The sequence below is a fragment of the Streptomyces cellostaticus genome (genome assembly GCF_001513965.1).
Lineage (GTDB): Bacteria > Actinomycetota > Actinomycetes > Streptomycetales > Streptomycetaceae > Streptomyces > Streptomyces cellostaticus.
Window position 1 is genome coordinate 116,087 of sequence record NZ_KQ948031.1, and the last position, 24,084, is coordinate 140,170.

23 protein-coding genes and 1 pseudogene are annotated in these 24,084 nt (G+C 70.9%); 11 read left to right on the top strand and 13 right to left on the bottom strand.

The genetic code is table 11. From position 1 onward, the window contains the following. The first annotated feature begins 17 nt into the window (after positions 1–17). Together AQI88_RS27860 and AQI88_RS27865 are read left to right on the top strand one after the other, a co-directional pair. Positions 18–299, top strand: coding sequence for a hypothetical protein (locus tag AQI88_RS27860; RefSeq protein WP_067004350.1), 282 nt, complete (start codon positions 18–20; stop codon positions 297–299). Positions 300–354: 55 nt separating this feature from the next. Next, positions 355–1,227, top strand: coding sequence for a DUF2182 domain-containing protein (locus AQI88_RS27865; RefSeq protein ID WP_079057838.1), 873 nt, complete (start codon positions 355–357; stop codon positions 1,225–1,227). A gap of 159 nt (positions 1,228–1,386) precedes the next feature. Here AQI88_RS27865 and AQI88_RS27870 read toward each other — a convergent pair whose 3' ends face one another. The 6 genes from AQI88_RS27870 to AQI88_RS27895 all read right to left on the bottom strand — a co-directional run bounded on the left by AQI88_RS27870 (position 1,387) and on the right by AQI88_RS27895 (position 10,172). After that, a complete protein-coding gene (locus tag AQI88_RS27870; RefSeq protein WP_067004352.1) occupies positions 1,387–2,010 on the bottom strand; it encodes a DUF1326 domain-containing protein in 624 nt (207 codons plus the stop codon). Positions 2,011–2,176: 166 nt separating this feature from the next. Further along, positions 2,177–3,340, bottom strand: coding sequence for a substrate-binding domain-containing protein (locus AQI88_RS27875; protein WP_079057839.1), 1,164 nt, complete (start codon positions 3,338–3,340; stop codon positions 2,177–2,179). Between the two features lie 69 nt (positions 3,341–3,409). Beyond that, positions 3,410–4,543, bottom strand: coding sequence for an ABC transporter permease (locus tag AQI88_RS27880; RefSeq protein ID WP_067004354.1), 1,134 nt, complete (start codon positions 4,541–4,543; stop codon positions 3,410–3,412). Further along, on the bottom strand, positions 4,540–6,084 hold the full coding sequence (locus tag AQI88_RS27885) for a sugar ABC transporter ATP-binding protein (protein WP_067004356.1): 1,545 nt from the start codon (positions 6,082–6,084) through the stop codon (positions 4,540–4,542). Before AQI88_RS27885 ends, AQI88_RS27880 begins: the two co-directional genes overlap by 4 nt. A gap of 124 nt (positions 6,085–6,208) precedes the next feature. Then, entirely contained in the window at positions 6,209–9,022 is a 2,814-nt protein-coding gene (locus AQI88_RS27890; RefSeq protein WP_398698693.1) for a SpoIIE family protein phosphatase, read from the bottom strand. Positions 9,023–9,203: 181 nt separating this feature from the next. Beyond that, entirely contained in the window at positions 9,204–10,172 is a 969-nt protein-coding gene (locus AQI88_RS27895) for a cyclase family protein (RefSeq protein ID WP_067004476.1), read from the bottom strand. Positions 10,173–10,421: 249 nt separating this feature from the next. On the opposite strand from AQI88_RS27895, the gene AQI88_RS27900 reads away from it, so the two are divergent. Both AQI88_RS27900 and AQI88_RS27905 read left to right on the top strand, forming a co-directional pair. Next, positions 10,422–10,637, top strand: a complete 216-nt coding sequence (locus tag AQI88_RS27900; protein WP_067004359.1) for a DUF4177 domain-containing protein — start codon at positions 10,422–10,424, stop codon at positions 10,635–10,637. Positions 10,638–10,774: 137 nt separating this feature from the next. Beyond that, positions 10,775–11,515 carry a class I SAM-dependent DNA methyltransferase gene (locus tag AQI88_RS27905; protein ID WP_067004361.1) on the top strand — a complete coding sequence of 247 codons (741 nt, stop codon included), beginning with the start codon at positions 10,775–10,777 and terminating at the stop codon, positions 11,513–11,515. Between the two features lie 118 nt (positions 11,516–11,633). On the opposite strand, the gene AQI88_RS27910 is transcribed toward AQI88_RS27905, so the two are convergent. The 3 genes from AQI88_RS27910 to AQI88_RS27920 form a co-directional block, all read right to left on the bottom strand. Continuing rightward, on the bottom strand, positions 11,634–13,088 hold the full coding sequence (locus AQI88_RS27910) for a DEAD/DEAH box helicase (protein WP_067004363.1): 1,455 nt from the start codon (positions 13,086–13,088) through the stop codon (positions 11,634–11,636). 175 nt (positions 13,089–13,263) lie between these two features. After that, the gene (locus AQI88_RS27915; protein ID WP_067004365.1) at positions 13,264–13,467 is read right to left on the bottom strand and encodes a cold-shock protein; all 204 of its coding nucleotides are present in this window, start codon (positions 13,465–13,467) and stop codon (positions 13,264–13,266) included. A 548-nt stretch (positions 13,468–14,015) separates the two neighbouring features. Further along, the gene (locus AQI88_RS27920) at positions 14,016–15,878 is read right to left on the bottom strand and encodes a ricin-type beta-trefoil lectin domain protein (protein ID WP_079057840.1); all 1,863 of its coding nucleotides are present in this window, start codon (positions 15,876–15,878) and stop codon (positions 14,016–14,018) included. 451 nt (positions 15,879–16,329) lie between these two features. Here AQI88_RS27920 and AQI88_RS27925 point away from each other — a divergent pair, with 451 nt between their 5' ends. The 4 genes and pseudogenes from AQI88_RS27925 (at position 16,330) to AQI88_RS27935 (ending at position 18,702) form a co-directional block, all read left to right on the top strand. Beyond that, on the top strand, positions 16,330–16,575 hold the full coding sequence (locus AQI88_RS27925; RefSeq protein WP_067004369.1) for a hypothetical protein: 246 nt from the start codon (positions 16,330–16,332) through the stop codon (positions 16,573–16,575). A gap of 96 nt (positions 16,576–16,671) precedes the next feature. Beyond that, a complete protein-coding gene (locus AQI88_RS27930) occupies positions 16,672–17,769 on the top strand; it encodes a baeRF2 domain-containing protein (RefSeq protein ID WP_067004371.1) in 1,098 nt (365 codons plus the stop codon). An 80-nt stretch (positions 17,770–17,849) separates the two neighbouring features. After that, positions 17,850–18,080, top strand: a pseudogene (locus AQI88_RS47930) (hypothetical protein); the annotation flags it as partial. 100 nt (positions 18,081–18,180) lie between these two features. Further along, positions 18,181–18,702 carry a protein-L-isoaspartate O-methyltransferase family protein gene (locus AQI88_RS27935; protein WP_244184359.1) on the top strand — a complete coding sequence of 174 codons (522 nt, stop codon included), beginning with the start codon at positions 18,181–18,183 and terminating at the stop codon, positions 18,700–18,702. 5 nt (positions 18,703–18,707) lie between these two features. On the opposite strand, the gene AQI88_RS27940 is transcribed toward AQI88_RS27935, so the two are convergent. After that, positions 18,708–19,160 carry a YbhB/YbcL family Raf kinase inhibitor-like protein gene (locus AQI88_RS27940; protein ID WP_067004375.1) on the bottom strand — a complete coding sequence of 151 codons (453 nt, stop codon included), beginning with the start codon at positions 19,158–19,160 and terminating at the stop codon, positions 18,708–18,710. Between the two features lie 110 nt (positions 19,161–19,270). Between AQI88_RS27940 and AQI88_RS27945 the strand changes: the two genes are divergently transcribed. Continuing rightward, positions 19,271–19,861, top strand: coding sequence for a nucleoside-triphosphatase (locus AQI88_RS27945; protein ID WP_067004377.1), 591 nt, complete (start codon positions 19,271–19,273; stop codon positions 19,859–19,861). A gap of 75 nt (positions 19,862–19,936) precedes the next feature. Here AQI88_RS27945 and AQI88_RS43625 read toward each other — a convergent pair whose 3' ends face one another. Next, the gene (locus AQI88_RS43625) at positions 19,937–20,581 is read right to left on the bottom strand and encodes a hypothetical protein (protein WP_079057841.1); all 645 of its coding nucleotides are present in this window, start codon (positions 20,579–20,581) and stop codon (positions 19,937–19,939) included. A 60-nt stretch (positions 20,582–20,641) separates the two neighbouring features. On the opposite strand from AQI88_RS43625, the gene AQI88_RS47110 reads away from it, so the two are divergent. After that, entirely contained in the window at positions 20,642–21,013 is a 372-nt protein-coding gene (locus AQI88_RS47110; RefSeq protein ID WP_208615917.1) for a hypothetical protein, read from the top strand. A 12-nt stretch (positions 21,014–21,025) separates the two neighbouring features. Next, positions 21,026–21,514, top strand: a complete 489-nt coding sequence (locus tag AQI88_RS27955; RefSeq protein ID WP_067004382.1) for a carboxymuconolactone decarboxylase family protein — start codon at positions 21,026–21,028, stop codon at positions 21,512–21,514. A gap of 228 nt (positions 21,515–21,742) precedes the next feature. On the opposite strand, the gene AQI88_RS27960 is transcribed toward AQI88_RS27955, so the two are convergent. Then, positions 21,743–23,308: a carboxylesterase/lipase family protein gene (locus tag AQI88_RS27960; protein ID WP_067004384.1), complete on the bottom strand. Its 1,566-nt coding sequence runs from the start codon at positions 23,306–23,308 to the stop codon at positions 21,743–21,745. 15 nt (positions 23,309–23,323) lie between these two features. After that, on the bottom strand, positions 23,324–23,962 hold the full coding sequence (locus AQI88_RS27965; protein ID WP_067004386.1) for a GOLPH3/VPS74 family protein: 639 nt from the start codon (positions 23,960–23,962) through the stop codon (positions 23,324–23,326). Between the last annotated feature and the right edge of the window lie 122 nt (positions 23,963–24,084).

Genomic DNA, 24,084 nt, shown 5'->3' on the forward strand with positions numbered 1-24,084 from the left:
GGAAGCGTGCATCCATCATGCGAGCACAACACGCGAGGCGTCTCGCCACGGTGTCCGCGGTCGGCATCCTGATGGCCGGCGGCGCTGCGATCGGCACAGCGGGCCCGGCCGCGGCAGCTCCCACGGTGCACACCCATGTGACTACCGACTGGTGCGGCGACTGGGGCGACTGGAACGGCCGCTGCTTCGACCACCACCGCTTCGACCACCACGGGTTCCGCTTCGACCATCACGGGTTCCGCTTCGACCATCACCACTTCTTCTTCAACCGCGGAGGTGTCATTATCATCGTGCTCTAGTGCTCCCTTGTGACATGGCATCGAGTCAGGGCCGGGTCGCGTAGCAGGTGGAGGCATGCTCTCCTGGGAGTATCCGCAGGAGTACACGCCGATGCGCCACAGCCGGACCTCCACCGCCCGCTCGGCCCGGGCGCCCGCGCCGACCGGAGCGGGCGGCGGGTTGCTGTCGGCGCGGGATCTCGCGGCCGCCTGGTTCCTGGTCGTCCTGATCGCTGTGCCCGCCTGGGCGCTGACGATCGGGCAGGCCCGGGACATGGGGGTCGAGCCCGGCACGATGGGGGTGGAGCTGCCGCTGTTCCTGCTGCTCTGGGTGACGATGATGGCGGCCATGATGCTGCCGTCGATGGCGCCGGTGGCGATCACGTGGGTGCGCGGGATCGGCCGGCAGTCCTCCGGCTGGTCCCGGGCCGCACGCACCGTCGAGTTCGTGGGCGGATATCTGCTGGTGTGGACCGCCTTCGGACTGCTCGCCTACGCGGCCCTGGCCTTCACCGGGGGCCTGGTGGACGACCGTCCCACCGCCGGACGCTGGATCGGCTCGGCCGCCTTCCTGCTCGCGGGTCTGTACCAGCTCGGTCCCCTCAAGTACGTCTGCCTGCGGCACTGCCGCGACCCCATGAGCCATCTGATGCACTACGCCGGCTTCCGGCAACCGGCCCGCGACCTGCGGGTGGGCCTCCACCACGGCACCTACTGCGTCGGCTGCTGCGCGGGACTGATGGTCGTCCTCGTTCCGCTCGGTGTGATGAACGTGGCGGCGATGGCCGGACTGGCGGTGGTGATCTTCGTGGAGAAGCTGTGGTCCCGGGGCCCGCTGCTCGCCCGGATCGTGGGGGTCACCTTCCTCGTCCTGGCCGTACTGGCGCCGTTCCAGTACTGGCTCCTGCCGGGGCTCCAGGGCTCGATGCCGTCGATGGACGGCATGTGACCCACTCGGCCCACCGACTCACCTCGCCCCAGTGGACCGGCTGGTCCGCCAGGCTGCCCGCCGCACGCACCTCGACAGCGACGTCGCGGAGAACACCGTCGCCAGAAGCCGCGGTGCCTCGCCGGCGCTCATGACGGGCGTACTCGTGTATGAAGCCGGTCAGATACGGCCGGCGCCTGTCCCTGCGCGCTCCTCGCTGCTGAAGACGTAGTCGGCCGTCTCGCCGTACGACGCCTCGTAACTGAGCCCGAAGGCGTCGGACCGCCCCGTGGTCCTGCCGACCTCGAATTCGGACGCAAACCCGAACATCGCGTTCTTGACCTTCGTCGCACTGCCGTCGGGGCCGGTCAGCGGCTCGTAGGAGAGTTCCGTCCTGCCCTCGACCGTGAAGCCGGGACGGTCCCCGTCCGTGAGGGAGACACCGGCCCGCTCCATACCCAGGTACTCGCCGTAGAACTGCGAGAGCTGGCCGAACGGCCCGCCTTCCCGGCCGGACAGGATGCGCTCAAGGGCGTCGGCCTGCTCGTCGGTGGCCGCACTGTCCACGACCAGCCCGACCTTCCAGTTGCCGGAAGACAGGTTGGACGGGAAGTGGTTGTAGAACGCGAAGTCGACACCGGACAGGTCCAGGCCGTCCAGGTTCCCGTCGGCCACATGGAACACGGCGGTGCCCAGGCACTCGGTACCGCCCTTGGCGTCCCGGGGCTGGCCGTCGTACGGGCAGCTGCACAGCACCGCGCAAGAGCAACCGGCCACGTAGGTGCCGGATATCGTCCATGACATGGCTGCTCCCCTTTTCCGATGGTGATGGCGGCGAGCATCGTCGTCTGTACTTTTACGCTAGACCTGTCAAATAGGCATGTAAACGCCGTTACTGGGCACACCGGCCGACACGCTCGGTGAAGGGCGAGGACGTGTGGATCACGCTGCCCGGTCCCGGACGGCGCTGTCACTTTCCCCAGATCTTCCGGTACGCCTCCTGGTAGCCCGACGGGTCCCAGGTCGTGGCGCCGTGGCCGTTGTCAGCCGTGGTGATGTGGACGGGGGCCACATATCCGCTGGCGGGACGGCCGGAGAAGGCGCGGTTGAACTCGTCGACGATCTGCCAGCCCTGCAGGGACAGCGGCTCGGGCACGGTGGCCGCCTGGTACTGCTTGTTGTTGACGCGCTGGAAGGCGGACGGGTCGCCGTCCCCGGCGCCGATGTTGAAGGGCGGCCCGGAACCCTTCCTGCCTGCGGCGCGGAAGGCCGGGGCGGCATCGGCGAAGTACAGGTCGTTGATGGCGACGGAATACGTCCACCGGGCGGGGAAGCGGGACAGGAGCGAGGAGATCTCCTGGGGTGTGCGGCTGCTCGCGTCCGGGATCGGGATGTTCTCGTAGGCCAGCAGCTTCACGCCCGCACAGGTGGCGAGCTCCTTCCTGATCAGTTCGGACTTGTTCTTGGCAAAGGGGATCGAGGCGTCGGTGAAGAGCACGACCCCGGCTCTGCCGTTGGAGCTCGCGATGATCCATTGCGCGCTGGCTGCGGCAACGTCCTCGACCTTGGTGGTGATGTTGGTGAAGAGCTCGGGCCGCCGACTGGGGCCGGGGGCAGCGACCGCGTGCCAGCCGATGAGCGGGATGCGTGCCGCGCCCGCCCGCGCGACCTGCTGCGAGGTCGAGTCGGGGTCGAAGCCTCCGATGACGATGCCCGCGGGCTTGAGAGCCACGGCCTCGCTCATCGCCGCCTGGATGCCTGCGGGGGTACCGCCGCCGTCGATCACCCGGACGTTCCAGCCGATGACCCGCGCGGCGTCCCGCGCACCGTCGGCGGCGCCCGCGACTCCGGGATTGGTCATGGTCTGGGCGACGTAGACGATGGTCTTGCCGGCCACCGCCTTGGGGCCGCTGGTCGGCCCGTTCCACGGGATGTCGGTCCGCTCCGCCCGGCCGACGGCGGCCTGGGCCCTGGCGTGGGCCTCGGGGCAGCCGCTCGGCCCCGAGGTGGAGACCCCCGGGCCGCTGGAGGAGCCGCGCCCACAGCCTGCCAGGACGGTGGCCGCGACCAGCAGGGCGGTGGCGGCGGACCGGGGCTTGAGGACGCCGGGGGTGGCCTTGCGGTTGCGGTGCACAAGAGCTCCTCGCTGAGGGGTGGGCGCAAGGACGCGCCCTGGGCGCGGTGGTGATGCACGCGGCGTGGGTCATGGAGCGCTGCCGGCCGGGCCGCCGTCCGGGGAGGACGGCGGCTGCGGTGACCCGGCGGGTGAATCGCGGGCGGCGACGGCACCGGTGCGCAGTCGCCGGCGGGCGGAGTAGCCGGCCAGGCCGACGGCGAGCAGCAGGGTGCCGCCGTAGAACAGCGGGACCGTCCAGAAGTCAGCGCCCATCTGGGCGATGCCGGTGAGTCCGACGGCGAGGACGGCGACGGCGACGAGGGTGCCCATGGCGTTGGGGCGGCCGGGTTTGATCGCGGTGGAGCCGAGCAGGGCGCCGGCGAAGGCGGGCAGCAGGTAGTCGAGGCCGACGCTCGGATTGCCGATCTGCTGCTGGGCCGCGAGCAGTACTCCGGCGAAGCCGACGATCAGCCCCGATGCGGCGAAGGCGTAGACGGTGTATCTGCGGGTCGGGATGCCGACGAGGTCGGCGGCGCGCGGGTTCGATCCGATGACGTACAGGTACCGGCCGAGCGGCAGCCGCTCCAGCACCAGCCAGAGGGCGACCGCGAGTGCGAGCACGTAGAAGGCGGGGAGCGGAAGGCCCAGGAACGTGGAGTCGTAGAGGCCGGTGAAGGCGGCGGGGAGGCCCTGCGGGCCGGGGACGATCCGGCCGCCGCCGGTGGTCCAGCCGGTCACGGCGTACAGCATGCTGCCGGTCCCGAGCGTGGCGATGAAGGAGTCGATCCGGCCGAACTCGACGATCACACCGTTGAGCACACCCACGACGGCCCCTCCGACGATCACGGCGAGGCAGGCGAGCGGCCAGGGCCACCCGTCGTTGACGAGGAGCTGCATCACCATGACGTGCGCCAGGCCGAGGCCGTAGCCGATGGAGAGGTCGAACGCGCCGGTCACGATGGGGACCATGGCGGCGAGGGCGAGGACGGCCGGGATCGACTGGGTGGACAGGATCGAGTCGACGGTGTCCAGGGTGGGAAAGGTGCGCGGCAGGGTGAGGGAGAAGGTGAGGCAGAGCAGGGCAGTGAGGGCCAGGAGGCCGTAGGCGCCGATGAGGTGCCCGGCCGGGCCGCGCGGCCCGCCTCGTCGGCCGGGTCGGCTCAGCGGGCCCCGGCGCTGCGGGCGTGGCCGGGGCGAGGACGGGGAGGGCGAGGCGGTCACGGGTTCGTCGCGGTTCCGGAGGAAGGCATGGCCGAAGCCGCCCGGGTGAGCCCCGCGGCCGTGAGGGCCGGACCGCTCAGCTCGGCGGTGACGGTTCCGCGGACGAAGACCAGGGCGCGTCGGCACACGCCCGCGACCTCCTCGAAGTCGGTGGAGATGAGGAGGACCGCGAGGCCGGCGGTCAGCGCCTCGTCGAGCAGCCGGTGGATCGCGGCCTTGGCACCGATGTCCACGCTCGCCGTCGGTTCCTCGAGGATCAGCAGACGCAGGCCCACCCGGAGCCACCGGCCGATCATGACTCTCTGCTGGTTTCCGCCGGACAGGGTGGCGATGGGGGCCTCGCTGTCGCGGGGACGTACCGAGAACCGTTCGAGCAGGGTGGCGGCCTCGGCGCGTTCCTGGCGGGGGCTGATCCAGTGCAGGGCCGGCAGGCCGCCCGCTCGGGGGTTGGCCAGGAGGTTCTCCCGTACGGTCAGCTCGGCCAGGCAGCCTTCCCGCTGTCTGTCGCCGGGCACGAGGGCGACACCGAGTCCGACGGCGTCGGCGACCGTACGGGGGCTGTAGCGGCGGCCGCCGAGCAGGGCACGCCCGCCGAGGAGGGGCCCGGAACCCGCGAGGGCTCGCGCCAGGTCCATGTGTCCGGCGCCCGAGAGGCCGACCAGGCCCAGGACTTCCCCGGCCCTGAGCTCCAGGCTGACCGGTCCCGCGCCGGCGGTCCGTACCCCGTGGAGGGTCAGGACGGCCGGGCCGCCGGCGGGGACCGCGGCGGGGCGGTGCTCGGTCGGCTCCTCGCCGGTGATGTCGTGCACCAGGCGGGCAGGGCTGTGGCCCGCCAGCGAGCCGTGGCTGACGAGGCGGCCGTCGCGCAGGACGGCGAAGGTGTCCGCGACCTCGTACACCTCGTCCAGTCGGTGGCTGACGTAGAGGATGCCGTGCCCCCGGTCGCGCAGGGCGTGCAGGACGCGGAACAGCCGGGCGCAGTCGGCGGCGGGGAGGCGGGCGGTCGGCTCGTCGAGGACGATGAGCCGCGCCCGCGACGCGAGGGCTCGGGCGATACCGACCAGGGAACGCTCGGCCGGTGCGAGGTGTGCGATCGGCGTGCCGGGATCGAGATGTGCGGCGACGATCCGCAGCGCCTCGGTGCAGTGCTCCCGGGTGCGCCGCCAGGAGATCAGTCCGGCGCGGCGCTGATACCCGGTGCTCAGCGCGATGTTCTCGGCGACCGTCATCCACTCCACGAGTCCGAGGTCCTGATGGATGAAGGACATGCAGCGGGAGGCCGCATGGCTGCCGAGCGGGTGGCCGTCCACCGTGATCCGCCCGTAGTCGGCGTGGTGGACGCCGGCCAGCACCTTGATGAGGGTGGACTTTCCGGCTCCGTTGGGGCCGAGGAGGGCGAGGACGCTGCCGGCGTGGACATCGAGGTCGACCCCGGCCAGCGCGAGCGTCCCGCCGAACCGCTTGCCGAGCCCGCGGATACGAACCAGAGGTTCCCTTGCGGAGGGCGGGACCGAGGCAGAGGTGTCGTGAGCGTCGTGCACGGACAGCTCCGGGGGTCGGACTGGCGAGTTCTTCCCGACAGGTATCAGTGATACTAGCGGCCAATATCACAGCATTTCAGACATCTCGCCGCTCGCTGTGACTCCAACGGATCAGTGGCCCGCCTCAGACCCCGGCGAGCCCGCACTCGGCCCAGATGACCTTGCCCTGAGGGTTGTAACGCGTGCCCCAGCTCTGTGCCAGCTGCGCGACGAGGAACAGGCCGCGCCCTCCCTCGTCGGTGGTGGCCGCACGGCGCAGGTGCGGGGCGGTGTTGCTGGTGTCGGAGACCTCGCAGATCAGGGTGCGGTCGTGCAGGAGCCGCACCCGGATGGGCCCGGCACCGTGCCGGATGGCATTGGTGACCAGCTCGCTGAGCATCAGTTCCGCGGCGAACGCGGCCTCGTCGAGTCCCCAGTCGGCCAGCTGCCTCAGGGCGGCGGCGCGCACTTCGCTGACCAGGGCCGGGTCGGCGGGCAGGTCCCAGGTGGCGATCCGCCGGGGGTCGAGGGCATGGGTGCGGGCGACGAGCAGGGCGATGTCGTCACAGGGGTGGGCGGGCGCCACGGTGTCCAGCACCACCTGACAGGTCTCCTCGGGTGCGCGCTCCGGGTGGGCCAGGGCATCGCTCAGTTGCTCGAGGACCTGGTCGACGTCGCGGTGCCGGTCCTCGATGAGCCCGTCGGTGTAGAGGACCAGCTGGCTGCCCTGGGGGAGGTGCATCTCGACGGCTTCGAAGGGCAGGCCCCCGAGGCCGAGAGGGGGTCCGGCGGGCAGGTCGGGGAACGACACGGTGCCGTCGGGGGCGACCAGCGCGGGCGGGGGGTGGCCCGCGCGGGCCATGGTGCACTGCTGCGTGGTCGGGTCGTAGATGGCGTAGAGGCAGGTCGCGCCGACGATGCCGACGCCGTCGGCGGCGGGATCCTCCCGGTCCAGGCGTGCCACGAGGTTGTCGAGCTGGATGAGGACTTCGTCCGGAGGGAAGTCGAGTTCGGCGAAGCTGCGTGCGGCGGTGCGCAGCCGGCCCATGGTGGCGGCGGAGAGCATGCCGTGGCCGACGACATCGCCGACGAAGAGGCCGACGCGGGTGCCGGACAGGGGGATGACGTCGTACCAGTCTCCCCCGACGTCGGATTCGGCGGGCAGGTAGCGGTGGGCGACCTCCACGGCGTCCTGTTCGGGCAGACCGTGCGGCAGCAGGCTGCGCTGGAGGGCGAGGACCATGGTGCGTTCGCGCGTGTAGCGCCGGGCGTTGTCGATGGACAGTGCGGCGCGGCTGGCGAGCTCCTGGGCCAGCGAGCAGTCGTCGTCCCCGAACGGGGCGGGGTTCTGCGCCTGCGCGCGGTAGAAGGAGACGACGCCCAGGACGACACCCCGGGCGACCAGGGGCACCGCGATGAGGGAGTGGACGTGGCTCAGCAGCTGCTCGGTGTGCTCGGGATCGTGCGCGAGCCAGCCCGCGGCGACCTTCAGGTCCGGTTCCAGCACTGCCTGCCCGCCGGCCAGACACCGCAGCTGGGGCGTGGCCGGGCCGTAGTCGGCCTGCTTGCCGACGGGCATGAAGGGACAGTCGTCGCGGATGCCGTGGACCACCGCGCGGCGCAGGTCGCCACGCGGGTCGGTGGACTCCTCGCCGTGCAGTACGGCCTCGGGCAGGTCGATGGTGACGAAGTCGGCCAGTCGCGGTACGGCCGTCTCGGCGAGTTCCTGGGCGGTGCGGCGCACATCCAGGGTGGTGCCTATGCGGGCGCTGGCCTCGGACAGCAGCTCCAGGCGGCGGCGCGCGGCCAGGGCGTACATCCCCACGTGCGGCTCCCCCACCATCACCAGCCCTCGCGTGGGGGGCGGGGAGCCGAGGTGATCGTCCGTCGCGCCGTCGACGTCGGCGGCCGTGGCGACCCGGCCGGGGGCAGTGCCGGAAAGGTGCCCGGGCGACGGGGGGCGGCCGGGATGCCCGGGCGCCGCGACGCCGGAAACGGCCACGGATCGCAGGGAGACGCCGGCGACGGCAGGCTCGGCGGGGAAGCCCGGCGGCTGGTCGATGTCGTACGGGGCGGCGAAGAGCTCGCGCGGTGCGGGGCCGTGCAGGACGGCTTCGATGGCGACGCCCTCCACTCCGGAGGCACTCGTCATCGGACGGCTCACGAGCGTGACCAGTCGGCCGGCCGGCAGGGACACCTCGACCGCGGCCCGCTGCGCGCAGGAGATCAGCTCGGCGGCCCGCTCCATGAGGATCGCCCGGTCATGGGGATGCAGTTCGAGAGCCAGCGCGTCCACCGCGATGCCGCGGTGCGGGGCGGCTGCTCCGGTGGCCAGATACGCCCGCAGCAGAGCGCGCTCACGCGCGGAACTCTGCCCGAGAAGCCGCCGCTCGATGGCCCCGGCCGCCTTGCGTATCACGGTGGACAGCGCCGGGTCGTCGGCACTGCGCGGATAGCCGAAGCACAGGACGCCCTCGATGCGGCCGCTTAGTGGGTCGCGAACGGGAAGCGCGCGGCAGGCGGCGCCCTGGGAGCGCTCGGCGAAGTGTTCGGCACCGTAGACCCGGATGAGCTGCCGCTCGGCCAGGGCGAGGCCGATGCCGTTGGTACCGGCGACCTGCTCGGCGAACACGAACCCCGGAACGCTCTGGATCGCCGGGAGGCTTCTGGCCAGCGACGCCTCTCCGAAACGGCGCAGCAGAACCGTCCCGCTCGCGTCGGCGACGCAGATGTTCATCGCGCTGCCGGCGAACCTGGACTGGAGCCGGTCGAGCACCGGCACGGCCGCGCGGATGATCCGCTCGTCCGGGTCGATGTCCTCCCGGAAGGGAAGGTCGGACTGGTCCGGCGACAGCCCCAGTGACCTGCAGCGCTGCCAGGAACTCAGGATCGGCGTCCGCACACCCGCCGCGACCGGTTCCCCCTGGAGGAACCGCTCACGGAAACGAGCGGGTCCCATGCCGCCTCCCGCACGCCCCGCCGGTATCGGTTCACCGCCGGACCGCATCACGCTCCGCCTCACTTCCACCTCAGATAATCCTCATATAGGAAATATCTGGCATTGACGAGGATACGGACATTGGAGACGCGAGTCACGATTCACCAGGTCCGTGCCGACGGCAACCGGGCGGGAGGGCTCGTCAGAGGACCGCGACCGGATTGACGGGCGAGCCCGTCCCGCCCGGCACGTTCAGCGGCGCCACGACGAGCAGGAACTCGTACCGCCCCGCTTCGGCGGTCGCGGCGGAGAGTTCCTCCAGGTCGAGGTTGTCCAGCAACGGCACCCCCATCGCGGCCACGGCCAGGGCGTGCACCGGCGAGTGCACGCCGTCCACGGGCGAGGGCCGTACATCGCTGTCGCCGTCCGAGCCGAGCAGTGCGATGCCGCGTTCGGCCAGCAGGGGTACGGCGTCCACGTGGAGGCCCGCGCTCGCGGTGTCGGCGTCCCAGGCGCCGAGTGTCTCGCGGCGGCGGGCGTGCCCGGTGCGCAGCAGTACCGCGTCGCCCTCGCCGATCGTCACATCGAGCGCCTTCTCCGCGGCGGCGATGTCACCGGCGTGCACCGCCTGTCCGGGCTCCAGCCAGCCGACGCCGAGGACGGCGGGCAGATCGAGGAGCACACCCGTCGTGGCGAGGGGCCCGAGCGCGGAGACCGCACCGAAGCGGGCGCCTGCGGCACCGACGACCTCGCGTGCCGTCCGACCGTCGTAGAGCTGCCCCCGGTAGGCGATGTGGCACAGCGCGTCGAGATGGGTGACCGCCTTGCCGTGGTAGTCGGCGGCGATGAAGTCCTTGTGCGTGGAGGGTTCCGGGCTCTCCACGTCCCCGACATCGGTCATGTGGTGCAGGGCGGGCCTACGGTTGTCCGGGCCGGGCCGGGTGTTCCAGGGCAGCGCCATCGGGACGACCGTCCCGGACCGCACCCGGGCCGCGGCCCGCCGCACATGGTCCGCGGTCACACGGTTCCAGGCACCGCGGTCGGCCGGGGCCCAGCGACCCCACGTGCGTACCGACTCGAACAGGGCGTCGAACTCCCGGCGGGAGACGGCGGGCCCGTTGCCCGCACCGGCCGGCCCGGGATCCGGGGCATCGGTGGAGCTGGAGCTCATCTGCACTCACCGTTTCCTGACACGGAAGAGCGTCGTCCTCGTGATCGGAAATCCAGCTTCTCCCCGGAGGGCGCCGAGTACAAGCGGCACCGCGCCCCGCTCACCGACCCGTTCCGCACGCACGATGTGCACGACCGGTTCGCGCCGGGGGAGGGTGACGACCCCCACCCCGCCGTGTGCGGCAGCGCCGGACGGTGATTGGCTGTCCGGTGTTCCCTCAGCCAGTCCATCCACGGGAAGGCCCCAGCCATGAGCAACCCCTACACACTCGAATACAAGGTCGTCACCTTCCGCGAGTCACTGATCGGAGACGCACTGGACAGCGACAAGCTGGAGAAGGTTCTGAACAAGCACGCCGAGGACGGCTGGGCCCTCAAGGCGATCACGTCCGCCGACGTCAAGGGCCGTATAGGGCCCGGCGCGGTCGAGGGCCTGCTCATCACTCTGGAGCGTCCGCGCCGCTGACGGACGCGGGTCCTCGACGGCACGGTGACCGACGGGCTCCGCCGCACTCGACAGTCTCGTGCGTGCGGGGCCTGTGCCGCCGGGTGGAACGTAAATGCGTCGACAGCGCCCCGCCGCGCCCGGCAAAGTGGCCGCCCGTGACGAGCAGTGAGCCATGGACCCGTGCGACCGCCGACCGCTACGACGTCGAGGAGAGCGAGATGTCCTCGGCCGCCGTTCTCGGACCGACTCTCGCCTTCCTTGCCGAACTCGCCGGAGACGGCCGGGCACTGGAGTTCGCCATCGGAACCGGACGCGTGGGCGTCCCGCTCCGGGAACGCGGCGTGCCCGTGGCGGGCATCGAACTGTCCGAGCACATGGCGGCGGTCCTGCGGCGCAAGATCGACGAGCACGGGCTCCCGGTCACCATCGGGGACATGGCCACGACCGTCGTCCCCGGCGAGTTCACCCTGGTCTATCTCGTCTACAACACCATCACGAACCTGCTCACGCAGGACGAGCAGGTCGAGTGCTTCCGAAACGCCGCACGTCACTTGGCGCCCGGCGGCCGCTTCGTCATCGAGCTGGGCGTGCCACCGCTGCGGTCCCTGCCGCCCGGGCAGGTCGCGGTGCCGTTCGACGTCTCCGAGGGGCATCTCGGCTTCGACACCTTCGACCTGGTCGAGCAGATTCTGGTCTCGCACCACTTCACCCGCGACGGCGACGACGGCCGCTACCGCCGCGGCAACTCCCGGCACCGGTACGCATGGCCGGCCGAGCTCGACCTGATGGCACGGATCGCGGGGCTCGAGCTGGAACGACGCGTCGCGGACTGGGACGGGGCGCGGTTCGGCCAGGACTCCACGAAGCACATCTCCGTGTGGCGCAAACCGGTCTGAGGGGACCAGCGGATGCCGGCCTCGGCAAGGGCGCCGGAGGCCGGGCCGCCGGCTGCGTGGTGACGTCCGCCGACATGGCGATCAGGGCTGGCGGTGGTACGAGGGCACCGTTGCCGGCCTATGCGCCACGACGGACTCGGGCTGCCTTGCGGGCCTCGGCGATCTGGCGGGCCTCGGCAGACCGGCGAGACTCGCCACCGCCGCCGGCCCGCCCCGGGCGGGTGCCCATACCGCGGAAGGGGGCACCGCCGCGCTTCGGGCGCTCCGCGACCGGCGCGCTGCCGCCGACGGGGACACCGGAGGGAGCCTGGGCGCCGGTGATGCGGCTCAGCTCGGCCTCGCCGGAGCGGACCTGCGTGATCTGCGGCCTGATGCCTGCGTCGGACATGAGCCGGGCCATGTCCCGGCGCTGGTTGGGGAGGACCAGCGTGACGACACTGCCGGACTCGCCGGCGCGGGCGGTACGGCCGCCGCGGTGCAGGTAGTCCTTGTGGTCGCTGGGCGGATCGACGTTGACGACGAGATCGAGGTCGTCGACGTGAATGCCCCGGGCCGCGACATTGGTGGCCACCAGCGTCGTGACGTCACCGGTCTTGAACTGTGCCAGGGTGCGGGTCCGCTGGGGCTGCGACTTGCCGCCGTGCAGCGCCGCGGCCTTCACGCCGCTGCTCAGCAGGTGCCTGGTGAACTGGTCGACGGCATGCTTGGTGTCCAGGAACATGATCACGCGCCCGTCGCGGGCAGCGATTTCGGTGGCGGTGGCGTACTTGTCGGCGCCGTGCACCTGCAGCACGTGATGCTCCATCGTGGTGACCGCGCCCGCCGACGGGTCGACCGAATGGACCACCGGGTCATGGAGGTAACGACGGACCAGGAGGTCGATGTTGCGGTCCAGCGTGGCCGAGAACAGCATGCGCTGGCCGTCGGGACGTACCTGGTCCAGCAGTTCGGTGACCTGCGGCATGAAACCCATGTCCGCCATCTGGTCGGCCTCGTCCAGGACGGTGATGTTCACTCGGTCCAGGCGGCAGTCCTTGCGCTCGACGAGATCCGTGAGGCGGCCGGGAGTCGCGACGACCACCTCGGCCCCGGTACGCAGTGCGGCGGACTGCCTGCCGATCGACATGCCGCCGACCACAGTGGCCAGCCGCAGCTTCAGCAACCCGGCGTACGGGGCGAGCGCATCGGTGACCTGCTGGGCCAGCTCGCGCGTGGGAACGAGGATCAGGGCCAGCGGCTTCCGCGACTCGGCCCGCTGCCCGGCCGTGCGCACGAGGAGCGCCAGACCGAAGGCGAGCGTCTTGCCCGATCCGGTGCGCCCGCGGCCCAGGACGTCGCGCCCTGCGAGGGAGTTCGGCAACGTGGCGGCCTGGATCGGGAACGGCTCGTTCAGGCCGCGACTGGTGAGCATCTTCAGCAACGCGGCGGGCATGTCCAGCTCACCGAAGGTCGCGGCGGCGGGGAGGGCCGGGGTGACGGTGACCGGCAGCGCGAACTCCCCCTGTGGTGTGGCGCCGGGGCGGCCCTGACCCCGGGGCCGGAGACGGTCGTTCGTGCGAGCTGAACGGCTCATGGAGAACCTTCCTCAACAGGGCGCGCATCGAGGAATTACCGACAGGAATGAGTCGGATAAATTGCAAGCACGAGCCGAATGTAAATCTAAAAGAATTCCAGCGGAATATAAAGAGCAGCAGTAAGCTGAGGCCCCGCCGCAGGGCGGGGCCTCAGCCATCTCATGCGCTTCGACGTCAGGCGGGAGTGATGTTCTCCGCCTGCGGGCCCTTCTGGCCCTGCGTGACGTCAAAGTTCACCCGCTGGCCTTCCTGGAGCTCGCGGAAACCCTGGGCGGCGATGTTCGAGTAGTGGGCGAAGACGTCCGGGCCGCCGCCGTCCTGCTCGATGAAGCCGAAGCCCTTTTCCGCGTTGAACCACTTGACGGTGCCAGTAGCCATGTCACATCTCCTTGGGGGCAGTACCCGGGGACCCACGCCATGCGAACCCCTGCGTTGCCACAATGAGCCCCGTCCGGACAAGCACCGGAGATACAGAAATGCCCGACGGCATACGGCCGCCAAGGCACTTGAAGTTTCGGGAACCACAACTGCAACTATCACCAATTTTAGCACGGCGCACACGACCCGCTTAGCACGGCACACACGACCCGGCGGGAGCACCGGATGAATATGTCAGCCGGCGCAAACTCGACTACATAAGGAAGGTGAATTTTCAGATTACACACGGTGCAGCCAGGAGGGCCGAGTCGGCGATAGCCGGACAGCCAGGTCCACGCCACCTCGTCACCCTCGGCCAAGCCGATCCGCAGCCACGACAGGCCCTCGATCACGTTCAGGTCCGTACCGCGCAAGGCTTCTCCGTTTCGGGCATGCAAGGTACGGAGATTTCGCGGCCACCGCCCAGGACGATCTTGCTCAGCCCGGCCCGGCGAAAGAGCCACTGCCCAACCCGGAGGCCGAGACACCGCGACCAGGTCAGGGCCCTGTCACTCCCCCGTCTCGTCGGGGCCGGCGGAGGCGTCGAAGGGCGCGAAGAACCAGTACTGGGAGGTACGGGGAGTTCCTTCGCACTGGCTGGTGTTGACGATGTCCGAGCCGGAGTCGAGGATCAGTTGGTCCAGGTCCAGGCAGGCCGTAGAGCCGATGAAGGTCTGTTCGTTGCGGAGCCGGAAGGTGTTCTCTCCCGCCGGCTCCACGCGCCAGGTCTGGGTGCGGGAGTTGTTGCAGGCCCGCAGGTCGACGCCGATGAAACTGTCGCTGGGGAGATTCGCGTCCGCCTCGATGCACAGGCCGGTCGCCGCGTCACGCATCCGCAGCCGCTGGTCGCCGACCCATTCGGGGAACCACTTCTCCTGGTTGGGCGTGGGCTGGGTGCGGTGCGAGTAGGCGCGCACGCGCATGCCGCCCAGCCCGCGGGGTTCGCCGGCGAGCATCCGGCCGGTGTGGACGTTCTCCAGCCCGAAGGCGCCGGGGTGGGCGATGCCCAGGTCGTCCGGGTCGAAATTGACCTTGGAGTCGGGGTCGGCCGGGGGAGCGAGGTACCAGTGCTGACCGGCCTTCGCCTTGCAGGGGTTCAGCTCCAGGTCCCAGACGTCACGCGGGTTGGTCGACGTGCCCACGTCCAGGCACAGCCCGAGCGGGATACTGCGGATCTGGTACTGCTCGTTGCCGAACGAGAGCAGCCGCCAGCGTTCGAGGCCGGTCAACCCGCAGTCGAACATGACGGGCTTGCCATGGTCCTTGCGGTCCAACAGGCCCATGAGGCACCTCGCCTTGGGCAGTCGGATGCGGACGGTGTCGGTCCCGTTGGCTTCGATGTCCCAGCGCTGGCCGAACCCTTCGTTGCGCCGGTTGGTGATGGCGGGCATGCCGTTGACCACGCCCCCGGCCAGTGCCTCCAGTGTGCCCCCGCTCTGCATGTTCTCGATCTCGCGAGGGCTGGTGAACAAGGGGCTCGGCTCTCCCCCGGCGCGCATGCCGCCGACGGCCACGGCGTAGTGGTCCGCGGTGGAGCCGGGGAGCCGCTCCACCCGGTGGTCGGGGATGTTGGCGGACGCCACCACGTAGTCCAGCTCGCGGCCGTTGTCCTGGGTGGGCAGACCGGTGTTGTAGAGGTGGGCGCCGGGCGGAAGGGCGAAGCGTCGCGGCTCGTTGTTGAAGTCGGCCCCCACGGTCCACGACCGGCCGGGCACCTGGTTCACGAAGGCCGCGATCCGGGCGAGCATCACGTCCGACTCGTTGGTCGGGTTCTGACGGCCGGTGGGCCGGGCATGGAAGGTGAAGTACCAGTCGTCGCCGAACCGTACCCCGAGCGCGGCCCGCCCGTCGGAGACGGGGCTGGGTACGGCGGACACCTCGTCCGGCACTCGATGTGTGACGACGGCGACGTTGTTGCGGCCGCCCGCGTAGTTCCCACCATTGCGGTCGGTCTGCAGGAAGTAGACCTCGTAGGACCCACGCCGGTAGCGCCAGCGGTGGTGCTGGATGAACCATGCCCGGCCGACCCGCGGCAGCCCCTGGACGGCGACGCTGCCCTGGTAGTCGCCAGGCGGTGTAGGGCCTGCCTCCTGCACGGTCACGATCTCGGCGGCCTGGATGTAATTGCCGACGGTGACGTTCCACTTGCTGTCCTGGCCGTTCGAGGCGCCGAGCATGTTGTACGTGATCAGCGGGGTGCTGCGGAGCGGCGCGGCCTGCGCGGGTGCGGTCGGCAGGACCGCGATCGCTGCCGACGCGACGACCGTCACCAGGGCGGTGAGGTATGCGGCCGACCGGCGGCCCGGCTTTCTCGCGGAGTGCGTCGGCGGCTTCGCGTGTCGCTTCGAAAAGGGGCGGGGTAATCGCCTCATGTCTCTCCCGTACGTCGGGGGGCGCGCTGTCGCGCACCGAGCCTCTGGCGATCCAACTCGACTTGGGACAGCGGGAGTTGGAGTTTCCGGAAGTGTGTCTACCGGGTCCTGCGGCGGTGTTGCCAGGCGGCCTGCCGAAGAAGGAACGTGTCCTCTGTCACGCTTCCTGGCAGCCCAGCAGGTGCCCTTCCGTCCCGCCGAGCCCCGCTGGCCGGAAGGGTCTGCGAGCAGTCAGGAGCCGACGGCTGCGGGATCACCCCGCTGTACTCTCGGTCCAGCGCGCGATGCCCTCGAAGGCGTCGAGTGTCTTCCGATCATGTAAAGCGAACCAACGGCAGCAGTCCTGACCGAGTCCGTCGTAAAGTTGCGCCGTACCACGCGCACCGCCTGAGCGACCCGTCAGCTCATCCGACTCCACGCGTGGCGCGATGGCCTCCGGATGGGTGGGCCCGTGCTGGATGCGCAGCGCACGCACGCGCCGCTCGGTCTGTCGAATACGGCCCGGAAACCGGTATTCACGTGGGGCAAGGCGGCCCCCGCCACGATCTGGTGCTCCTGCGCAGACTCCTCCTTCATCCGGCTACAGAGCCCGGCTGCTCAGCGGCTTGCTGTCCCGGCCCGCGGCTTGGCGGTGCTGGACGGCGTGGTCGTCGCCACCATGCTCACGAAGGGCCGGCTGCTGCCGGCCAGCGCCTGACCGGCCCGCGTCCCTCACCGCTTTGCGCTCGCCGAGTTCCCTCGCCCCCGGGGCGCGCATCATCAAAGGAGGCGAGACCATCGACGAGGAGTGGCGATGAGGTTGTCGTTCCTTGAACCCCTCTACGCGGAGCCGGGCCCGTTCGCCTCCGTGTACCTGGACACCTCCCGAAACGTCGCGCATCCCGAGCGGGCGATCGCGCTGCGCTGGGGGCGGCTGCGCGAGAGTCTGTCCCGTCAGGGCTCGGACCGGGCGCTGCTGAACGTGCTGGAGGAGGTGGTCGGCGCCGACACAGAGGTGCCGGGGGTGCACGGTCAGGCCATCTTCGCCGCCCACGGCTCGCTCGTCCTGGACGGGGAGCTGCCCAGGCCGCCCGAGCACGACTCCGCGCGCTACAGCACCCTGCCTGACGCGATGCCCCTGGTCACCCAGCACCTTCCGGAGATCCCCTACATGGCCGTAGTCGTCCACTACGGCGGCCTTCCGACCGCCGAGACCCACGGCTGGGTGACTCTGGAGGCGGAGACCGGAACCTGGCCCGCGTCGACCGTCACCCCGGGTGAGCGGCTGCACAGCAGGGTCGCGGTGGCGACCTGGCACCACACTTCCCTCCGGCTCGGTCACCGGCTGGACGAACGGGCGCGGCGCGCCCATGCCGACGCCGTCGTCGTGGGCGGGGACGAGTGGGCGTGCAACGTACTGATCCGCCGCCTGCCGCACACCCTGCGGGACAAGGTCGTACGCGTGGGCGGCCGGACCCCCACCGACACCGGACGCGCCCTGTTGGAGCCGCAACTCGACGGCGTCTTCCGCGGCCGCATGGCCGCGCACGACCGGGAACTCGTGGACATCTTCATCGGCCGGCGTGCCCTGGACGGACCCATGGCGGACGGCCTGGCCGCCACCGTCGCCGCCCTTCAGCGCGGCCAGGTCGCGGCACTGCTGCTGAACCGACCGCCAGAGTCTTCGCTGCGGCTCTGGGCGGGCTCCCAGCCCACTCAGCTCGCCCTGACCGAGGCGGAGCTGATGTCCTTCGGCGTGCGGGCCCCGCGCGAGGAACGCGCCGCCGAGGCCCTCGTCCGGGCCCTCGTCGGCACCGGTGCCGAGCTGGTTGTCGTACCGGAGAGCGAGCTGAGGCTGTACGAGGGCGTGGGCGCCCTGCTGCGGTACGCCGACCCGGGGACCCCGTCCTGACGCCGGCGCGCTTACGCCGCGCTGCCGCTCCAGCCCAGTGTCGGCATGTTCCGAGCGGCGCGGAGGGGACGGACGTTTCGATCACCCCGCCCAAGAGTCGGGCGGTAGGCGTGCCGGCGGTGGCCGACCCGCTGTGGTACTCCCTGGAGCAGACGACGGTCCGCCGTACGGCGCTGACGCTGCTCAACCTCGACCAGACCAAGGGCTTCGACTGCCGGGGCTGCGCCTGGCCGGAACCGGACCCCGCTCACCGGCACCACAACGAGTACTGCGAGAACGGCGCCGAGCACGTGAGCAACGAGGCGACGTCGGGCGGCGAGCACGATCACGCTGTGCGGCTTCTGGAACACACCACGACCGGGGCCGCCGGCGCCACCGCCACGGCGGGCGGAATTCGTCCCCGCGGACGAGGTGGCATCCGCGTACCGGGACACGCCCGTTGCGCTCCCCCACGGGCAGGTGACCACCCAGCCCTCGCTGATCGCCATGATGGTCTCCGCTCTCGGCCTCACCGGAGACGAACGGGTCCTGGAGGTCGGGATCGGATACGGCTGGCAGACCGCGCTGCTGGCCCGCTCGGCCGCGTACGTCGTCAGCGTCGAGCGCCGGCCCGACCTGGTCGACGAGGCCCGCCTGCGGCTGGCCGGGCAGGGCGTCGGCAATGCCGAGGTCGTACTCGGCGACGGGACCCTGGGGATGCCGACCCGGGCCCCGTACGACGCCGTCATCGTCTGCACGGCCTTCCCGCGAGTGCCTGAGCCGCTCGTGGATCAGCTCCGCGCCGGTGGCCGGCTCGTCCAGCCGATCGGGCAGGGCGGGCAGGAGCGCGTCGAGCTGTACGAGCGGCGGGCCCGCGGCCCGGTGCACCGCAGGGCGGTCACCGCGGCCCGGTTCGTCCGGCTGTACGGCGCCCATGGCTACGACCAGCCGTGACCCGCTCAGCGCTGATAGGTCCCGACCAGGGTGCCGGAGGCCAGCTCCCTGCCCTTCAGGGCACGGTGCACGTCCTCGGCGCCCGGTTGGTCGTGCAGCGGCAGCGGCTCGGACAGGGCGTACAGGCGGAAGAAGTAGCGGTGTGGCCCATGCCCCGGTGGAGGCATCGGCCCTCCCCAGCCCACGCGGCCGAAGCCGTTCGGCCATGGCAGGCCCCCCTGGGGCTTCTGGCCCTCCGCCGCCCCGGTGGTCCCCGGATCGATGCCGGTCACCAGCCAGTGCAGGAAGGTCGTCCCCGGCGCGTCCGGGTCCTCGCACAGGAGCACCAGCTCCGTGGCCTCGTCGGGCACCCCCGACCAGGTCAGGGGCGGTGAGATGTTCTCACCCTCCCCGCTGTACCGACGGGGGATCACCGTTTTGTCGTCGAACGCGGTGCTGCTGAGTTCAATTCCGCTCATGCGCGCCGCCCTACCCGCAACGGCAGCACCGGCACCGGTCCGCACCTCAAATCCCCCGCTCGGCCGAGCCCACCCGGGCCGCCTCCGGAAGCGGGGGTGAAGATGGCAGTGTGCCGACAAGGATCCTGATCGAGGGCCGCCCTGGCGCGGGCAAGACGACCGTCCTGCGTCGGCTCGCCGCGCTGCTGCCCACCCACGCGGCCAGCGGGTTCACCACGGAGGAGATCCGGCAATACGGCGCCCGCGTCGGATTCGCCCTGGAGACCCTGGCAGGCCGACGGGAAGTCCTCGCCCATGTCGACCTGCCCGGTCCGCCACGGGTAGGGAAATACGGCGTCGACCCGGGCGTCATGGAACGACTGGCGCTGCCGTCGCTTCGGCCGGCAGCAACCGGGGAGGCAACAGGGCGACTGGTGCTCATCGACGAGCTGGGGCGGATGGAACTGGCGTGCACGGCGTTCCGGCACGCGGTCGACGCGCTGTTCGTCGCAGAGGTCGACGTCGTCGCCACGGTCCACACGCACCGCGATCCGTTCACCGACGCCCTCAAGCGGCGCACCGACATCGAGGTCGTCCAGCTCACTCCGGCAAACCGGGACGTCCTGCCGGGGGAACTCGCGGCCCGGCTGCAGCAGCCCCGGATGCAGGAGCAAGGCGCAGTTGAGCAAAGTCGAGCGAGACATCGAGGCACCCAGCCGTGAGCGCCTCCGACCTGGTCCGTCACCGCCGGACTCACCCTGTCCTACAGCTCCGGCGTGGTCGAGGGCCACCAAAACTCAGCTTTGGGTGCGAGGAGATTCGTTGCGCAGCCTCCAGATCTCCTTCCATTGCCGGGCGTGGTCGGCTGCCAACAGCGGGTCGGGCGCGTCGGCCCGCTGCACCGCGAGGCTGACCCCGCATTCCCTGCACAGCTGATGGGTCCGGTAGACGCCGTCGTGCCAGACGCTGGTGTTGTCCCGGTTTCCGCATACTCGGCACGTCAGCGCAGGAGCTTCATCGGGCGGGACCGTCGAACGGAGCACCCGCTCGACGACCACTGACAGCGGCTCGTCGGGATGGAGTGTCGGCTCGGGACAGTAGGCGATGTTTCCCCATCCGCGCTGCCGGCCTCGCCAGGACTCGTCTGCTTTCACCTGCCGGAAGCCACGTGCTTTGTCCGCTCGGCGACTGTTGGCATAGGCACGTTCGTCAGCGAGCCAGAGCTGTCGGGCATGGTGCAACTCCTCGACGGCGCGTATGAGCGAGCTCGGATCCCTCTCCGGATTCTTGGGAATCCCCGCGCTGAGGCAGAGGTGGTGATACGTGGCTCGGAAGCCGTAGGGCGCGAAGTGAACGAGGCAAGACCGCAGATTCGTATGCCGAACGCGCGTGGGCAGGCCCTCGTCGTAGACCCGTCTACGGTGCGTGTTGAAGCTGCTCATCCCAGGACGCTACGGCCTGCCGGGCAAGGATCGCACTTCACCCCTGCGTTCCCCGGCGCGTTGCGGTTCGACGGGCTGCCGCCGCTTTGCCCGACCCCGCCCGGCTGCCGTGGTGGAAGCAGCCTGGAGCTACTGCTTCTGATTCCGGTGGTTGCGATCAGCCCCAGGCGGCTTACCCGGCAGACCCGGACCTTCCGCGTGCTGTCTCTCACGCTCGTGTTCGGTCTCGCCTTCTGGGAGCTGGACCGTGGTGGACCTGTGCTGCGCACCCAGTTGCCGCGAACCGACTTGCCGCCGGCCGACTTCCGTTTCTCCCAGGATGAGAACGAGGGCACGGTTCAGGAGGTGCCCGAAAGAGATTCTCCAGGTTTCTGTCACATCTGCGTGTGCTGGTCCGTCAGTGCAGTGAAGTCGCTGATCAGACGGATGTGAAGGAGTGCAGTCATGACGGACACCTCGATCTCCCGGATGCCGAACCCGGCCGAGTTCGTGCCCGAGCTGAACGACATCAGCGCGGCTCTGTTCCGTGCCACGGGCAACCGGTCGGTGCCGCGTACCACGATGAGCCTGGTCCACCTGCGTGCCGGGCAGATCGTCGGCAACACCTACCTGACGGTCCTGAACACCGGTTTCCTGCGCAAGGCCGGGGTCTCGGAGGAGCGCATCACCGCCGTCTCCTCGTGGCAGGACGCTCCGTACTTCAGCGATGCCGAGCGTGCTGCGCTGGCTCTGGTGGAGGCCACACTCCAGCCCGCCCCGCACGGCAGGGAGCGTGTCTCCGACGAGCTGTATGCCGAGGTGGCCAGGCACTACGACGAGAAGGCGCTGGCAACCCTGACCATCGCGATCGGCCAGATCAGCTTCTTCATCGCCCTCGCCGTCATCGGCAAGCCGCAGCCGGTCAGCTCTTTGGCGGACGAGCAGTGGGACTGACCTGATCCGTCCGCCAGGCCGCCGCCTGTGGCGACTGGCCGTGCGGAGCCGACTGCGCTCACCGCGGCCCCCGAGACTCTCTCCACCGCATCGGGTGGCTGCTTTGAGTGGCACGCGCTCGAAGGTCTGCCCCGCTCGGGTGACATCGAGCTGGGCTGACCCCGCGGGTCCGCGGTGTGAGGGTCCGTCGGCCGGGTCGTCGGACCCTCACGGCGGTCGTCTCCGTGGTCAACCGAGGGCGTTCCAGAATGCGCAGTGGTGGCGGGGCTGTGTTGTGCGGGTGGGGACGATGTGGTCCGGCGCCAGGGACAGGACCGTCTGGCGGGGCCAGTGCGGCGACAGCGGGCCGTTCGGGTCGGCGGTGCGGGCGAAGCGGGTCCAGTAGTCGATCATGGTGTCGGCCAGCCGGTGCTGTGCCGTGGTCAGGTCGCGGGGGCGGCCGCCCAGGTCGAACAGGTAGGGCAGTTCGCTCGCGTGCGGTGCGCCGAGCGGGAACGGCGGCGTGCTTGAGGTGAGCGGCGGGGCGTGCTCGTCGGCGAACTCGTAGCGCCAGACGGGCACATGGGCGGCGAGCAGGCTGTCGGTGCGCGCGGTCGGGCAGGCGAAGTCGGCGTCGCCGATGACCGTGCCGAACACCGGGCCGCCGTCGGTGCGGTGCACCGGGTACTCACGGACGATCGCCTTCGCCTGGCCCGGGGAGGGGAAGAAGGAGGCCACGACGTCGGGCCAGGTGTCGGGCGTGACGGGATGGCCTGCCTGGACGATCCCGGCGGCCCAGCCGTTGCCCTCGTCGTGGTTGTTGCCGATGAGCACGGGGATGTGGTGGAAGCGGCCGGCGGCGATCGCCGCTGCGGGATCACTGGGCAGCAACGGGGTGGCGTGGGCGGGCTGTTGATCGGTGTCCTGGGCCGCGATCAGACGGGAGACGTCCACGCGCCGCAGGCAGGCCGGGACGTCGCGGGCGAAGCCGCAGCCGACCTTTGCCGCGAGGTCCGCGCCCGCGGCACGCGCCGTGGACAGGGGAACGGAGGATGGGGCGAACGGCCGGTCGGGGCGGCCTGTGCACGGGCCGCTCTGGATGATCGCCCGGTCGAAGAGCCCCGCGGCGGCGGGTGAGGCGAGCTGGGTGCAGACGCTGTAGCCGCCCGCCGACTCGCCGGCCAGCGTCACGTTGTGGGGGTCGCCGCCGAAGGCGCCGATCTCGGCGCGGACCCAGCGCAGTGCCGCCTGCTGGTCGGCCAGGCCGAAGGTGCCGGAGCCGGGCAGCGTGCGGTGCGCGAGGAAGCCAAGGGCTCCGAGGCGGTAGTTGACGGTGACGACCACGACGTCGCCGCGGGTGGCCATGCGGTGGGCGTCGTACGAACTGCCCGCTCCGGTGGTGAAGCCGCCGCCGTGCAGCCACACGATCACCGGCCTGGGACGTGCCGGTCCCGCGCCGTCGGGTGTCGTGACATTCAGGTAGAGACAGTCCTCTTCGGTGCTGCCGCCGGGCACCTCGCCGGCCGGCTGCGGGCAGGCGCTCGCGGGTCGGGTCGCGTCCCGTACCCGGGACCAGGGGGTGGGGCGGTGGGGCGGCGCCCAGCGCAGCCTGCCGACCGGGGGCGCCGCGTAGGGGATGCCCTCGAAGGTGCGGTAGCCGTCGTGGGCGGCGCCCCGCACCGGGCCGTCGTGGGTGCGTACCGTGGTGGCGGTGGCGGGCCGGGCGGGCTGGGTCGGTGGGACTGCGGACCAGGCCGTCGCGAGCAGGGCGGTCAGGGCGCAGCCCAGGGTGGTCAGGACGCGGTGCCTGCTCATCATCTCCCTGTCCGGTCAGCTGCCGCCCATGCCGCCCTGCGCGGCGATCATGGTCGTCGGCAGGGCGCGTACGGCGTTCTCCAGGCCGGGTGCGAGGGCGGCGAGACGCTCGGTGCAGGCGTCGATCCGGGCCCGGAAGGTCTTCTGGCTCTGCCGGGAGACGACCGAGCGGATGCCGCCCGCCGCGGCAAGCGCCAGCAGCGCAGCGTCGGAGGCGGGGATCTCCTGCACGGGGGTGTCCCCGTGCAGCGCTGTGGACACGCGGGCGCGGAGTGCGGCGGGCAGGGCGTGGTCCGTCACGGTCAGCCGCCGTGTGCCGAAGCGGGTGCGAGGTGCCTTTACGGTGAGGAGTTCCGCCGCGGCGAGCCGGTCTTCCACCTGGGTCAGGGTCTGCTTGCGGTGGCGGCGCACGAGGTGCTTCCAGCCGTGCCCGGCGGCGGCGTCGCGCAGAACGCCGTCCAGGACGGGGTCGCCGGTCGGTTGTGTGCCGGACACGGTGACCGTGCCGCCGTCTTCCCCCAGCCGGCCGCGCACCGCGAGGTCGATCAGGGCGGCGGCACGGACCAGCAGCTGGGTCCGGGAACGGTCGTAGGGGCCTTCGGCCGCGTCGTCGTGGGCGAGCAGATACATGAGGCAGGCCAGGTCGTCGTTCACACGTCGACGCTATGGCCGCACACCCCGGCTGCGGATCAGCCACGGGAATGGACTGGCACTGGGAACGCAGGAGGACCGCGGCCCGGTCTCATCCTTGAGGAGGAGGCCGGGCAGGCAGGGGT

What these genes read in the sequence shown, in the direction of transcription:
- AQI88_RS27910 (WP_067004363.1), bottom strand. Translation starts at nt 13,088, where the DNA reads ATGAGCCGTTCAGCTCGCACGAACGACCGTCTCCGGCCCCGGGGTCAG.
- AQI88_RS27955 (WP_067004382.1), top strand. Translation starts at nt 21,026, where the DNA reads ATGACGGACACCTCGATCTCCCGGATGCCGAACCCGGCCGAGTTCGTG.
- AQI88_RS27890 (WP_398698693.1), bottom strand. Translation starts at nt 9,022, where the DNA reads ATGGGACCCGCTCGTTTCCGTGAGCGGTTCCTCCAGGGGGAACCGGTC.
- AQI88_RS27940 (WP_067004375.1), bottom strand. Translation starts at nt 19,160, where the DNA reads ATGAGCGGAATTGAACTCAGCAGCACCGCGTTCGACGACAAAACGGTG.
- AQI88_RS43625 (WP_079057841.1), bottom strand. Translation starts at nt 20,581, where the DNA reads ATGAGCAGCTTCAACACGCACCGTAGACGGGTCTACGACGAGGGCCTG.
- AQI88_RS27865 (WP_079057838.1), top strand. Translation starts at nt 355, where the DNA reads ATGCTCTCCTGGGAGTATCCGCAGGAGTACACGCCGATGCGCCACAGC.
- AQI88_RS27860 (WP_067004350.1), top strand. Translation starts at nt 18, where the DNA reads ATGCGAGCACAACACGCGAGGCGTCTCGCCACGGTGTCCGCGGTCGGC.
- AQI88_RS27960 (WP_067004384.1), bottom strand. Translation starts at nt 23,308, where the DNA reads ATGAGCAGGCACCGCGTCCTGACCACCCTGGGCTGCGCCCTGACCGCC.
- AQI88_RS27915 (WP_067004365.1), bottom strand. Translation starts at nt 13,467, where the DNA reads ATGGCTACTGGCACCGTCAAGTGGTTCAACGCGGAAAAGGGCTTCGGC.
- AQI88_RS27895 (WP_067004476.1), bottom strand. Translation starts at nt 10,172, where the DNA reads ATGAGCTCCAGCTCCACCGATGCCCCGGATCCCGGGCCGGCCGGTGCG.
- AQI88_RS27920 (WP_079057840.1), bottom strand. Translation starts at nt 15,878, where the DNA reads ATGAGGCGATTACCCCGCCCCTTTTCGAAGCGACACGCGAAGCCGCCG.
- AQI88_RS27870 (WP_067004352.1), bottom strand. Translation starts at nt 2,010, where the DNA reads ATGTCATGGACGATATCCGGCACCTACGTGGCCGGTTGCTCTTGCGCG.
- AQI88_RS27930 (WP_067004371.1), top strand. Translation starts at nt 16,672, where the DNA reads ATGAGGTTGTCGTTCCTTGAACCCCTCTACGCGGAGCCGGGCCCGTTC.
- AQI88_RS27900 (WP_067004359.1), top strand. Translation starts at nt 10,422, where the DNA reads ATGAGCAACCCCTACACACTCGAATACAAGGTCGTCACCTTCCGCGAG.